The 12654-nt window shown below is 61.8% G+C and carries 8 protein-coding genes, 1 tRNA gene and 2 pseudogenes; 7 read left to right on the top strand and 4 right to left on the bottom strand.

Translation table 11 applies throughout. From position 1 onward, the window contains the following. The first annotated feature begins 132 nt into the window (after nt 1-132). A complete protein-coding gene (locus K8612_RS17980) occupies nt 133-1107 on the top strand; it encodes an NADP-dependent oxidoreductase (protein ID WP_223763147.1) in 975 nt (324 codons plus the stop codon). 3 nt (nt 1108-1110) lie between these two features. On the opposite strand, the gene K8612_RS17975 is transcribed toward K8612_RS17980, so the two are convergent. Next, on the bottom strand, nt 1111-1416 hold the full coding sequence (locus K8612_RS17975; protein WP_223763146.1) for a hypothetical protein: 306 nt from the start codon (nt 1414-1416) through the stop codon (nt 1111-1113). A 176-nt stretch (nt 1417-1592) separates the two neighbouring features. Between K8612_RS17975 and K8612_RS17970 the strand changes: the two genes are divergently transcribed. Genes K8612_RS17970 through K8612_RS39580 form a run of 3 tightly spaced genes read left to right on the top strand, consistent with a single transcriptional unit; the run spans nt 1593 to nt 6044 of the window. Next, the gene (locus tag K8612_RS17970) at nt 1593-2723 is read left to right on the top strand and encodes a DNA repair exonuclease (protein ID WP_223763145.1); all 1131 of its coding nucleotides are present in this window, start codon (nt 1593-1595) and stop codon (nt 2721-2723) included. Next, complete coding sequence (locus K8612_RS17965; RefSeq protein WP_223763144.1) at nt 2720-5452, top strand: AAA family ATPase; 2733 nt, start codon at nt 2720-2722, stop codon at nt 5450-5452. Before K8612_RS17970 ends, K8612_RS17965 begins: the two co-directional genes overlap by 4 nt. Before the next feature lie 31 nt (nt 5453-5483). Then, nucleotides 5484-6044, top strand: coding sequence for an AAA family ATPase (locus K8612_RS39580; RefSeq protein WP_223763143.1), 561 nt, complete (start codon nt 5484-5486; stop codon nt 6042-6044). On the opposite strand, the pseudogene K8612_RS17955 reads toward K8612_RS39580, so the two are convergent. Next, nucleotides 5941-6761: pseudogene (locus tag K8612_RS17955) on the bottom strand (IS5 family transposase). The gene K8612_RS39580 and the pseudogene K8612_RS17955 sit on opposite strands and share 104 nt — an antisense overlap. A 167-nt stretch (nt 6762-6928) precedes the next feature. On the opposite strand from K8612_RS17955, the gene K8612_RS17950 reads away from it, so the two are divergent. The 3 genes and pseudogenes from K8612_RS17950 to K8612_RS38910 all read left to right on the top strand — a co-directional run bounded on the left by K8612_RS17950 (nt 6929) and on the right by K8612_RS38910 (nt 11487). Beyond that, a complete protein-coding gene (locus tag K8612_RS17950; RefSeq protein ID WP_223763142.1) occupies nt 6929-8614 on the top strand; it encodes an AAA family ATPase in 1686 nt (561 codons plus the stop codon). A gap of 83 nt (nt 8615-8697) precedes the next feature. Beyond that, nucleotides 8698-10506: a UvrD-helicase domain-containing protein gene (locus K8612_RS17945; RefSeq protein ID WP_223763141.1), complete on the top strand. Its 1809-nt coding sequence runs from the start codon at nt 8698-8700 to the stop codon at nt 10504-10506. Between the two features lie 209 nt (nt 10507-10715). Next, nucleotides 10716-11487: pseudogene (locus K8612_RS38910) on the top strand (IS5 family transposase). Nucleotides 11488-11495: 8 nt separating this feature from the next. Here K8612_RS38910 and K8612_RS17925 read toward each other — a convergent pair. Continuing rightward, complete coding sequence (locus K8612_RS17925) at nt 11496-12143, bottom strand: hypothetical protein (protein WP_223763139.1); 648 nt, start codon at nt 12141-12143, stop codon at nt 11496-11498. Nucleotides 12144-12563: 420 nt separating this feature from the next. Then, nucleotides 12564-12649: transfer RNA gene (locus K8612_RS17920), tRNA-Leu, on the bottom strand. Nucleotides 12650-12654 lie beyond the last annotated feature (5 nt).

Here is a 12654-nt window from a genome sequence, read left to right as displayed (position 1 = left end):
GATTCCGAGGCGGGGTGGAGGGCGCAAGTCCCCTCCCCCGCCCTGCCTACGTGGGGCCCGTGACGCTGGACGTCACACCAAGCATGCGCATCGTCTCGGAGGACACCGTTCAATCCGAGAGGGAGTCACACCATGCCAGCATCCATTCCCGACAAGATGAGGGCCGCGGCGCTCGACCGCTTCGGAGGCCCGGAGGTCCTGGGCATCAAGACCCTCTCCGTGCCCACGTGTGGCGACGATGAGGTGCTCGTGCGCGTCGTGGCGGCGGGAATCGGTGCCTGGGATTGGATGGAGCGCGAAGGGCAGATGGCCGGGATGATCCCAGGCGGGCCGAAGTTCCCCTACGTGCCCGGAGCCGACGGCGCGGGAGAAGTCATCGCGGTGGGCAAGAAGGTGAAGGACTTCAAGGTCGGAGATCAGATCTACGGCTCCGCGTTCTTGAGTTCCAAGGGAGGCTTCTACGCGGAGTACGTCGCCGTGAAGGAAGACCAGGCGGCGAAGGTGCCCAAGGGGTTGAAGGTGGAGCAGGCGGCGGTGCTCGCCGCGGACGGGCTCACGGGGCTGCTGGGCCTGGAGGAGCACCTCCAGCTCAAGTCAGGGCAGAAGCTGCTCATCTTCGGCGCCAGCGGAGGCATCGGGCACATCGCCGTGCAGCTCGCGAAGAGGATCGGCGCGAAGGTGCTGGCGGTCGCGTCCGGGCAGGACGGCGTGGAGCTGGCGCGGAGGCTGGGAGCGGACGCGGTCGCGGAGGGCCACCAGGAGGACCTGGAGAAGGTCTGCCGCGACTTCGCGCCAGAAGGCTTCGACGCGGCGCTGGTGCTGGCCCGGGGAGACGCCGCCGAGCCCCTGCTCCGCAACGTCCGCAAGGGAGGGCGCATCGCCTATCCGAACGGCGTGGAGCCGGCGCCCAAGGGTCCCGAGGGCGTCGAGACCAAGGCCTACGACGGCATCCCCAACCCCTGGGTGATGAAGCGGCTCAACGAGCTGATTGAAGCGGGGCCGTTCCACCTGGAGATTGGCAGTCTCTACGCATTGGAGGAAGCCGCGAAGGCCCAGCAGGAGGTGCTCAAGCACCACCTGGGCAAGTACGCGATGAAGATCCAATGACGCTCAATGCGGTCCCGCGTCCTTCGTGGAGGTGCTGAGCATCCGCACCGCCACGGAGCGGCACTCCGAGCAGACAACCCCGGTGCGCTCCCAGTGCACCTGAGCCTCCAGTTCACCGGGGTCCGCGGAGCCTTCATCCAGCCGGCGGACCATCTCCGCGAGCACCTCCGCCGGATTGCCCTCCAGGTCATCCGAAGGGTCGAGCAGGTCCTGCTCCCCTTCCAACACCAGACTGAAGCGGTAGTACACGGCATGCGCGGCGATGACGCGTCCGCACGTCGCACAGGTCTTGGACTGCGGGCCGGTCATGGCGGCAAGGATAGCAGGGATGCTCAGCCTAATGCTTTTCGAGGCCGGGCTCCGTACCCCGAACGGGTAGTATCGGGGGCTTCTGGCCATCTGTAGGGTCATCGGGTCGTGCCCATCCACTAGGGTTGGCACATCAATCGCCATGCGAAGGACCTGACTGATCCGAAGGTGGCCTCATGATCCGGATTCTCCATACCGCTGATTGGCAGATGGGCCTACGGGCCAGACACGTCGCGAATGCTGCCGCGGCCGTACGCGCAGCGAGGATGGACTCCGCGCGGCAGCTCATCCAATCCGCCAATGCCCTGGGAGTGGACGCCGTCGTGCTCGCAGGCGACGTCTTCGAGGACACCTCCGTAGGAGATCGCCTCGTCCACGAGCTCCTGACGGTCCTCCAGGACTCCAGAGCACCTGTCTATGTCCTTCCGGGGAACCACGACCCCCTGACTCCGGACTCCGTCTATCTGCGCGCCTCCTGGCGGGGACGGCCGGCGCACATCCGGATGCTGGAATCCGACAGTGGTGTCCCGATTCCCGGAACGAACGGAGTCCTCCTTCCCGCCCCTCTCAGACACAAGAGCGGGATGAGGGATCCGACCGCGGGCTGGGCTCCACGGGTCGAAGGCAATGACATCCGGATTGGCGTGGCTCATGGCTCCCTGCGCATTGAAGGAAAGTACGCCTCGGACGACTTTCCCATCGCCCTGGATGCGGTGACGCGAAGCAATCTCGACTACCTCGCACTGGGACACTGGCATAGCCACTACGTCTACCAGCAACGCACAGCCTACGCTGGCAGCCACGAGGTCACGAAGTTTGGCGAAACGGGAGCCGGGCAGGCACTGCTGGTGGAGATCGCCTCTCATGGTGCTATCCCCCAGTTGACTCCGGTCTCCACGGGTTTGTTGACATGGCAAGCCCAGGAACTGGACCTGAGCCAGGGGTGTGGACTGGAACTCGCACGTATCCGTCAAGCCGTCGCGGCATTGCCGCATCCAGGCAAGACCCTGCTTCGGCTGCACACCCTTGGAACGTCCTCGGATGAAGACTCGGTCGCGCTGACCGCACTCGTTGACGAACTCTGGGGTAAGGGTTTCCTCCACGTCGAACTCGAAAGGCAGGATGTCTCACGTGCCAACGCGGAAGGCCGTCTCGCGGAGCTGGCCCCATCGAGCGATCTACTGACCGCACTGCTGAAGCAACTGAGCCGGAACGAGCCTCCCCCCGGCCCAACAGCAACAACCGACACCGTTCGTGCCGAGGCCCGGCATCTGCTGGCCGAGCTGGCCATGGAGGTGTGGAAATGATTCTCAACCGTCTCCGAGTCCAGCACTTCCGCTGCTTCCGCAACCCTGTCGAGCTGTCCGGCATGGGACTGGGCGTGCACGTTATTCACGCCCCGAACGAGTCGGGTAAATCCAGCTTGGTGCTGGCACTCGCCCGTGCGCTCTTCGACCGCCACAACACCAAGGACCGGACCATCCACCAGCTTCGGCCATGGAAGACCGACCTCTCGCCCCGCATCACCATGGAGTTCGAAGCCGGAGGACGCCGCTACAAGTTGGAAAAGGCTTTTCTAGACGAAGCTTCCAGCCTGTTGGAAGAGTGGACGGGAGCGCGGTTCGAACGGGTAGCGGACTCACTGAATGCGGACGAACGCGTGCGAGCCTTCCTGAATTCAGGTGGCTCACTGAGCGGTGCCACGAAACTCGGGCAGTGGGGAATCGCACGCCTACTGTGGCTGAACCAAGTTCCGGAACGCCAGGACCTTCCAGCCCTTGATCCCTCGCTCAAAGGACGACTCCTGGAGGCCATGGGTATCGCGGCCCTCAGTCCCGAGGAACAGACGCTGATCAAGGCCGTGGACGCGGCCTATTGCCAATACTACACGCCAAAGACAGGCAAGCCCACCGTTGGCAGTGAACTCACCCGGGTAGAGGAACGCATCCAGTCCCTGACGGAGAACGTGACCCATCTGCTCCAGCGAAAGGAGGATCTGTCCAGGAACGCGGACTCACTCGCCGACAACCGCCTCCGGTTGACTGCCTTACAGGCGGAGAAAGATGGCTACACCAAGCAACTCACCGACCTGCAGGAGCGCATCCAGGAAGAGGAACGGAAAGAACAAGAACTCCTCCTGATCCGGAAGGACGCCGAACGCCAGCGCCAGCGGGCTCAAAGCCTGGATGAGCAGCAGCGCGCTCTGCTGGAACTGCAGGACAAGGCGACGAAGCAAGAGACTGTCGCGGCGCAGCGGCAGCCTCTGCTCCTGAAGGCCCGTGAAGTCTTCCATGTCGTGGAAGGGGCATGGAAGGAAGCCCGGCAGAAGCTCAAGGCCCAACGGGACGCGTTCGAGAAAGTAGAGCAGCGCCTGGAGCGGGGGCGGCTTCTGGAAAAGGCCCTGGGGCTCCAGGAGAAGCAGCATCACCTGGAGGGACTCATCAAGCAGGGCGAACGGTTGGAAGCGGCCCTCAAGAACAGCATGCGGAAGCTTCCAGCGGGGGGCCTGTCCGACGCCGCCGTGAAGCGCGCGGAGGAACTGGAACGCAAGCTGCTCCTGGCCCGAAGCCGATTGGAAGCCCAGGGTACCGAGGTGTGCTTTACTGCGGAAACCGCACGGACGCTGGAGTGGGAGGAGCAAGGGGCGACCCACGAGTACAAGCTCGCAAAAGCCGAGCAGCAGCGCTTCATGGGGGTGACTTCAGGGGAACTGAGAATCAAGGGCGTTGGCACCCTGAGCGTTCGCACGGGAGCGGACGAAGTCTGCAAGCTTCAAGCGGAAGTCGACAAGCTTCGCAAGGAACTGGCCCGCCGGCTTCACGAACAAGGAGTCCGTGATCTCCCTGGGCTGAAAACCGCATGGGAGGAGCAACGGGCGCAGATTGAGGAGCAGAAGCAACGACAGGGAGCACTCCAGGCCTTTCTAGAGGCGGCGAGCGTCGAAAGCCTCGACGCACTGAGGGAGCAACTGCGCGAGTTGGCGGGAGAGTTGGGCACCGTAGCGGAGCAACTCTCCCTCTCGCTGGAGCAGTTGTCAGCACAGAAAAGCCCTGAGACGGAATCCCTTTCGGAAGAACTGAAACGGGCAAGGCGAGAGGTGAAGCTCCAGGAGAAGGCGCATGAAGAGGCGGAAGCCCGGGTCAGGGAAGCGGAGCAGCACCAACGCACCATTGCCCTGGAGCAGGAGCGTGCGCTCCAAGCGGTCGGGACACTGAAACAGACCCTTCAATCCCAGCTTGAGGCATTGGGATGGACGTTCGAACAACTCGGAGCGGAGGTGGCGAAGGCAGCCGCGGAAGTCCGGCGCCACGAGAATATGGTCAAGGGGCTCGAATCCGGATTGCCCCGTCCCGAGGCACGCGCAACGACCCAGCGAGGCAAGCTCCAGCAAGCCCTTGAACAGGTTCAGGAAGCCGAAAAGACGATGCATGCACGCATCATCCGCGCGGAGACCCTCATCGAGCAGGCCGCAGCGGAAGACCTCTACGCTCATCTGTGCGAAGCGGAGGAGGCACTCGAGTTGGAGCAAAAGCGAAAACACCAGGCGCAGCTCAAGGCCGAAGCCGCCCGCGTCCTGCGAACCTTGACGATAGCCTGGCAGGAGCAGGTGAGCCGATCCTTCCTGGGCCCTATCGAAAACGCGGTCCATGCACGGTTGGAACACGTCCGAGGTGTGGATGCCCCCGGGCGCCTCCAATTGGACGCAAACTTCGCAGACGCCCAGCTCCAAACGGGGGCAGGACCGAAAGCACTCGACACCTTCTCCTGGGGGACCCAGGAGCAGATCCAGTTCGCGCTTCGGCTGGCCATTGGTGAACTGCTGGCCAACCGAGGCTCTCATCCGGAACCGCAGCTCATCGTGCTGGATGACGCCCTGGTCAACACAGATGCACTCCGCCTCCAGCGAGCATTGGAACTCATCGAGGCTGCTGGAAACACCCTCCAGATTCTCATCCTGACAGCATTTCCTGAGCGATACCGCACCCTCATGGGCGCGAAGACACACGACCTCCTGGCTCTGGCGCAATCCCCTTGATCCGGCCTCCGCCACACATCCATCTATTCTCATGCACCTTCATTCATTCTCCATTCGGAACTTCCGGCGATTGAAGAACGTCCAGATCGATCTTGAGAAGGACTTCTCCATCTTCGTCGGCGCCAACAACAGCGGAAAGACTTCCGCCACCCAGGTCTTCCATCATTTTGTCGGCCAGGGTGACAGGAGCGCTCTTTCGATCCATGACTTCAGCGTGGACTGTCGGAGCACGTTTGACAGGATTGGCAGCGAACCCGAAGGCCAGCACACCACACCCTTTCCAACCATGAGCCTCGACCTTTGGTTGAAGGTCGAGGACGCGGATCTCCACCGGGTCATCGACCTGATTCCGAGCTTGCGCTGGCCCGAAGGCAAGGTAGGCATTCGCATCGAGTACAGCCCCAGGGATGAAGCAACAACCCTGATGCGTTACCGCGAACTCAACCGGGAGGCGTCCGCCCACGCCCAACCTAGGCCGTGTCCGCAAATTAGAGCCAGAGGCGGATGGAGGCGATTTGGACCATCGCCAGGTAATTGGCGGCGCGCTTCTCGTAGCGCGTCGCCACCCGCCGGTTCTGCTTCAAGCGATTGAAGAGACACTCCACCCGGCAGCGCTTGCGGTAGGCCGCGCGCCGGAAGGCTCGCTGCCGGGGCTGGTCCGAGCGGGTGGGGATGATGGCGTGCACCCCGTGCTTACGGCACCAAGCTCGCAGGCTGGGGTAGCTGTAGCCTTTGTCCGCCGCAAGGGCGTCGGGCAAGCGACGTGGCGCACCCGGCGAGTGCGCGCGCGGCACGCTGCCGCCCGTCATCAGCGCAGTGAAGGCCTGCGTCTCATGGCGTTGGCCCGCCGTCAGTTCGAAAACGAGCGGCCGGCCCTGGCCCTCCGCCCGGACGTGCAGCTTGGTTGAGAAGCCTCCCTGGCTGCGGCCCAGCGCTTCGGCCTCCCCCCTTTTGCCGGCGTGCCGCGTGCGCCGGCTGCGTGCTGGTGGGCGCGGATGACGCTGGCGTCCAGGAAGTGCAGTGTCCAGTCCAGGTGCTCATCCTCGTACGCTTCAGCCTGCAACTGCCGCAGCACCCGCGCCCAGATGCCTGCCTCCTGCCAGCGGTAGAAGCGGCTGCTGAGCGTCTTCCAACTGCCGAACTGCTCCCGAGGCACGTCCCTCCACGGCGCTCCCGTGCGCAGCACCCAGAGAATTCCGTCGAGCACTTCGCGGTGGTCCTTGTTCGGACGCCCCCGCGCGGGTTTCTGGGGCGGCAGCAGTCCTGCCAGCCGCTCCCATTGGGCGTCCGTCAGCTCTCCTCGGCTCATGCCCTCCTAACACCTGGCTCCGCTCGAACTATTTGCGGACACGGCCTAGTAGCGGAGGAACCGCGCCGCTCCATCCCTGGCCTCGGAGCCTGAGCGATTACCTTTCACGGAAGCTAGGCGAGGAATACGCGTTCCGCTACTTCGTTCTCGACCCGGAAAAGCACACCGTGCAATCGCAGTCCAACTCGGACGATGCGCCAGTTCCTCTTGGCTCGGAAAGCGCTCGGCAGGGTGAGCAGCTTCTCAAGAAGTTAATCCGTATCGACTTCCTCAACGCCCAGAAGCATCTCTCCGACGTGAACTCGGCAGGCCGCGCGCAAGACCTATCGCAGCGGCTCAGCAGATTCTACGAGAGGATCCGGGACAAGACGAACACCAACTACGACGCCCTGCGAGCCCTCTCAAGCGCTGAAGAGCACTTGAGCAGTCACCTCAATCAGGCCCTCAGCCCGGTCCTTGATTCCCTCAAGGAGTTTGGCTACCCAGGGTTCGACAATCCTCGCCTCAAGATTGGGTCCGCGCTCAATCCCGCCAGCATGCTCTCGAACAGTGGGAGCGCCCGTGTTCACTACGTACTCGATGCAGCGAGCGAGGGTGCGGCGGAACTGCTCCTCCCTGACAAATACAATGGGCTGGGAAGCAAGAACCTGCTCTACATGGCAATCGAACTCACAGAGTTCAAGGCAAGCTGGGAGGAGACCGAAGAGCGTCCCCCACTCCACCTCATATTCGTTGAAGAGCCCGAAGCGCATCTCCACACTCAACTTCAACAGGTCTTCATCCATCAGGTCCTGGAACTCCTAAAGCTGAACGCCAATGACGAGGGACACTTCAGCAGTCAACTCGTCGTAACCACCCACTCTCCTCACATCCTCCACGAGAGCGGCTTCAGTGCCATTCGCTATTTCCGGCGCATGTCGAGAACCTCGGGGCGCCACACCTCCCAAATCTTGAACCTGTCGCGTTTCTATGCCGATCAGCATGAGGAAGATCGCGACTTCCTCTTGCGGTATATGAAACTGACCCATTGCGACCTCTTCTTCGCTGACGCTGCAATCCTGGTGGAGGGAAACGTCGAGAGACTGTTACTCCCCCTGATGGTCAAGAAGGCGCAGAAGGGACTGAGGAGCAGGTGCCTGAGCATCCTTGAACTGGGCGGCGCCTTCGCACATCGATTCAAGAAGCTCCTTGAGTTTCTGAGCATCACGACCCTGATCATCACGGACCTCGACAGTACCTACCCACCCGATCCGGCAGCGGGGAACTCCAGCATGAGCGCGGAGGAATCCGATGAAGACGATGAACCAGACTCTCGGGGGCGCACAGCATGCAAACCCGAAGTTCAAGGAGCAGTCACGTCGAACCAGACGCTCGCTCAATGGATTCCAAAGAAGAACCTTGTTCAGGACCTCCTCGCCACGCCTGGCGAAGAGAAGCAGGCATGGTTGAGTGGAGAGAATTCCGCCCTTGTTCGCGTGGCCTATCAGACCCCTTGCGCCATGACCTGGAGGGGAGAATCAAGTTCGAGGACAGGCCGAACCTTCGAGGCGGCATTCGCCTTCCAGAACCTGGCCTGGAGTCAGGACAGATCACGTTCGAAACTCAAGCTCAACATCCGAGGCAATCAACACCTATCCTTGGATGACCTGACCAGCAAACTTCAAGAGAAGCTCCTCAAGAGCAGCTTCAAGAAAACAGACTTCGCACTGGCACTGTTGGCATACGACCGTGAAGATGGCGGGTGGGAAGTGCCTGGATACATCGCCGAAGGCCTGCACTGGCTCGCAGCCCAACTGGAAGTCCGCGATGTCGTGCCGTTGCCTTCCCTTCACGTTGAAGAGGAGGCAGCTTGACCTCCCGCGTTGGAAAGCCGGACACCTCGGCGGACCTGGAACTGCGCTCCTGCCTCGACTCACAGCCTCCGAGGAGCTTCGTCATGACCGCGGGGGCGGGTTCGGGCAAGACGACATCTCTCGTGAAGGCGTTGAGTCATCTAGCCCAGACACGGGGGACGACGCTGTGGCAACGGGGCCAACGTATCGCCTGCATCACATACACCGAGGTCGCGGTGAAGGAGATCCTGACGGACGTGAAAGGCTCGCCCCTCTTTCACGTCTCGACCATCCACAGCTTTTTATGGTCCCTCATCAAGCCCTTCCAGGACGACATCCAAGGCTGGGTCCTCCGGGACATCGAAGCCAGGTGCCAGGAGTTACGCAAGAGCCTTTCGGAGCCCAAGGGCAGGCGCCAGCAACAGACCCTGGACAGGGATAAAGCAGCACTCACCAGACTTGATGGCCATCTGTCTACCCTCCAGAGCGGCAGAGGGTTCATCTACGGCAATGGGACGGACTACTCCAAGCGCATCCTGGGGCATGAGGCGATTCTCAGGATGGTGCCCGAACTAATGATGCAGTCTCCTCTCTTGAGGAAGCTGGTGTCACGCCGGTTCCCCTTCCTCTTCGTCGATGAAAGCCAGGATACGTTCCCCAAGGTAGTGGATGCGCTGCGAGCCGTGGCGAAGGACGCAATCGGGACGTTCTGCCTTGGCTTCTTTGGGGACCCGATGCAAGAGATCTTCCCGGGGGGCGCGGGTGAAATCAAACTCGAACCGGAATGGGCTCGCATCACGAAGCCGGAGAATTTCCGAAGTTCGCCCCAGGTGCTCTCCGTGCTCAATCGGATCCGTGCGCACGCAGACAAGATTGAGCAGGTTCACGGCAATTCGGCATCCTGGAATGGGGCCCAGGGGGCGGCTCACCTTTTCGTCGTTCCCGGCGATGACAAGCGCGACGAGCGACTCCTGGCAGTGCGCCACCAGATGGCTGAGTGGACCCAGGACCCTTCCTGGGCAGCTCCCGGGGGAACCAGCGTGCGCAATCTGGTCCTCGTGCATCGGATGTCGGCCAGGCGGCTTGGGTTCCCAGATCTCTACTCGGCCCTCAATGACGGCGCGCCTGATCGACTCAAGGCCGGATTCCTTGACGGCACCGCTTGGCCCTTGAAACCGTTTCTGGGGGTTATCGTGCCCCTTGTCGAGGCCGCAAGGAACCGCAGGGAGTTCGAAGTCATCGACCTGATGAGAAGAAACTGTCCGCGTCTGGCTCAGGATCGACTGGTGGGTGCGGATGTCTCGGCATTGCTCCGCGACATTCAGAAAGACCTCAATGCCCTTATCGAACTCTGCTCTTCCGAGAGCGCTCGAGCCCGGTGCGTCCTGAACTTCGTACAAGAACATGAGTTGGTGTCGCTCGAGAAGAAACTCATTGAGGCCCTGGAACGTAAGCCTACGTCCGAGGACGCCTCGAACACTTCCTTCAAAGATGATGATTCAGCAGAGGGGCATGCCTTGGCGGCTTACCTCGACTGCCCCGCCAGTCAAATCTGGCACTATCGAGTGCATCAGTCCGACGAGTCTCCTTTCTCTACGCAACAAGGCGTCAAGGGAGCTGAGTTCGACCGGGTCTTGACGGTGATTGATGAAGAGGAGGGTTCACACCCCCACTTCTCCTACGACAAGTACTTTCGCTTGAAGGAGCCGTCTCCTGGCAATCGGCATGCAACCACCGCCACGAAAGACCCAGCCATCGAACGGACGAGGCGGCTCTTCTATGTATGCTGCTCTCGAGCCATCCGCGAGCTTGCCGTCGTTGTCTTCACGAAAGATGTGAAGAAGGCAGTCGTGTCGATCCAAGAATCGGGGCTCTTTCCAAGCAACCAGATTCATGCGTCCGGACATTCCTGAACCGCTGCCCTCTTTCTCTCATCCTGGCTAGTCCGACTTTGTCACTTTGGGTCTTCCCTGAGGGAAATCTCCCTCGGGGATCCGCCGGAGTTCAGCGCGAAATGACCAAGTCATACTAGAGCCGGTCTCAGAATTGAGCGAGCAGGCATGAGGGCGCAGGCCGGGCCGCTGATCGACATGGTGGGGATGGCCATGTTCGAAGCTGACCGGTGGACCTGACGAATGAACAGTGGAGCCTGATTGAGCCTCTGCTTCCCGCGCGGAAGTTGAAGCGGGAGGACCGGCCTGGGCGAACGCCCACGCCCTCACGAGCGCTGTGGGACGGCATCCTGTGGATTCTGCGGACCGGCGCGCAGTGGAGCGAACTGCCACAGGGGAAGTATCCGCCCTAACAAGACAGTCCACCGCTGGCTCCAGGGCTGAGTGAAGGACGGCACCTTCCGTGCGGTCCTGCGTGCCCTGGCCCTGGACCTCAAGAAGCGCGGAGGATTTGACCTGGAGGAAGGCTTCGTCGACGCGTTCTTCGCCTCGGCGAAAAAGGGGGCCCTGCGTCGGAAAGACGAAGCGGGGCAAGGGGACGAAGGTCATGGCAGATGCAGACGGCGCTGGTCTTCCTCTCGCCATTGGCGCGGCAAGCGCTTCTCCCCACGAAACCAGGCTCCTCGAAGCCACGCTCGACGAAAGCCTCATCGACGAGCTTCCCGAGCGGCTCATCGGCGACAAGGCCTATGACGCCGACAAGCTCGACGAGCGATTGTGGCACGAGCGCGGAGTGAAGCTGATTGCCCCGCACCGCCGCGGGCGCAAGACGAAGACGCAGGACGGGCGTGAGCTCCGTACCGACGGCGTTGGAAGGTGGAGCGACTCTTCGCCTGGCTCCAGAACTTCCGTCGCCTCGTGACGCGCTACGAGGTGAAGGTGGAGAACTTCCTCGGCTTCCTCCACCTCGGGTGCATCCTCATCCTCTTGAGGCAATTCTGAGATCACCTCTAAATCCCAAGCTTGTTGGTGAACCCTCGTCTTGCCCAGAGCCTCGCAAGCTTCTTGCTGGGCTTGGGATAGCGGCGAGGGTCTTGGGGGTCGAGCGTACCGACCGCATCGACCGCCATCGAAACCTGCCCCACACCGAGCTTCAGGTTCCGGGCGAGTTGCTCGATGGCATCAGCCCGGCCAGACAGGTCTGCGCGATGATGTAGGTGCAGCTCGATGGTCTGCTCCATCTCTGCATCGCTCCATTTATGCTTCACCAGCCCTCCGCTCTCCAGGTCCATTCCAGCCGAGTCCACCGCGGACCGGAGGAGTCCGGTGACGATCGCCGCCCGGCCCTCCTGCTTCATCTGTTTGAACTCAGGGACTTGCGACAGTAACAGTTCGAAGAATTGCGCCTCCTGAGTCCGCAACGGACTGTGAAGCACGGCCACGAGCTCGATTCCCCTGAAGAGCGCCGTCGCCCCGGGGCGCACCTGCTCGCCAATGAACTCAGACAGAAGCTTGGCGGATGTCACTGCGAGATCAACGACAACCTTCTTCTCCGCTTCGGAAACCGCTTTCAGTTCAGGAGGAAAATGCCCCGCGACCGGAACGCCGCCCGCATAGACGAAGCTGAAGTCAGTTCGCTCAAGGAACCAGGACAGCATCTCTAAATCGTGACAAGGGACTACAGGAGTCATCAGGCGCCCTCAGGATGAATAGACAACCAGCGTCGCCTACAATCGCCGTCCACTCCTTCAGGGCGAATCTTACTGTCCTGCATCAGACAAAACCGCCCGCTCACCCCGCCAGGATTGCTCTGGTCGAAGGGGCGTTGGTGGCGAGCACGCTCGCGGTGAAGATGGCACACGCTGCGGCATTCCATTGCCAGCCACTTGGTGATGAGTGGCATACCGCTGAAGGGCCGTACAAGAATTGTCAAGGCATGCCTCCATCGAGATGACGATGAAGTAGGCGCACCTGAGCCCTGACGTGAAGAAAGACGCCGTGCGGACCTTGGAGCCACAGCCGAGGGGCCCATGGTGCGACCTGACCCAAAATACTCAATGTTCCTGGCCGGTTAGAAGTGCACGAGCCGGGGATCGAACCCGGACGACCCTTGCGAGTCAGCGGATTTTAAGTCCGCTGCGTCTGCCAGTTCCGCCACTCGTGCGATGG

The organism is Corallococcus sp. AS-1-6 (genome assembly GCF_020037015.1).
GTDB lineage: Bacteria > Myxococcota > Myxococcia > Myxococcales > Myxococcaceae > Corallococcus.
Note: the sequence above shows the minus strand (reverse complement) of the source record. Positions and strands in the feature narration are given on the sequence as shown.

Bases quoted from the DNA above. Each gene is read 5' to 3' on its own strand.
- K8612_RS17970 (WP_223763145.1), top strand. From the start codon at position 1,593: ATGATCCGGATTCTCCATACCGCTGATTGGCAGATGGGCCTACGGGCC.
- K8612_RS17925 (WP_223763139.1), bottom strand. From the start codon at position 12,143: ATGCTGTCCTGGTTCCTTGAGCGAACTGACTTCAGCTTCGTCTATGCG.
- K8612_RS17975 (WP_223763146.1), bottom strand. From the start codon at position 1,416: ATGACCGGCCCGCAGTCCAAGACCTGTGCGACGTGCGGACGCGTCATC.
- K8612_RS17945 (WP_223763141.1), top strand. From the start codon at position 8,698: ATGACCGCGGGGGCGGGTTCGGGCAAGACGACATCTCTCGTGAAGGCG.
- K8612_RS17980 (WP_223763147.1), top strand. From the start codon at position 133: ATGCCAGCATCCATTCCCGACAAGATGAGGGCCGCGGCGCTCGACCGC.
- K8612_RS17965 (WP_223763144.1), top strand. From the start codon at position 2,720: ATGATTCTCAACCGTCTCCGAGTCCAGCACTTCCGCTGCTTCCGCAAC.
- K8612_RS39580 (WP_223763143.1), top strand. From the start codon at position 5,484: ATGCACCTTCATTCATTCTCCATTCGGAACTTCCGGCGATTGAAGAAC.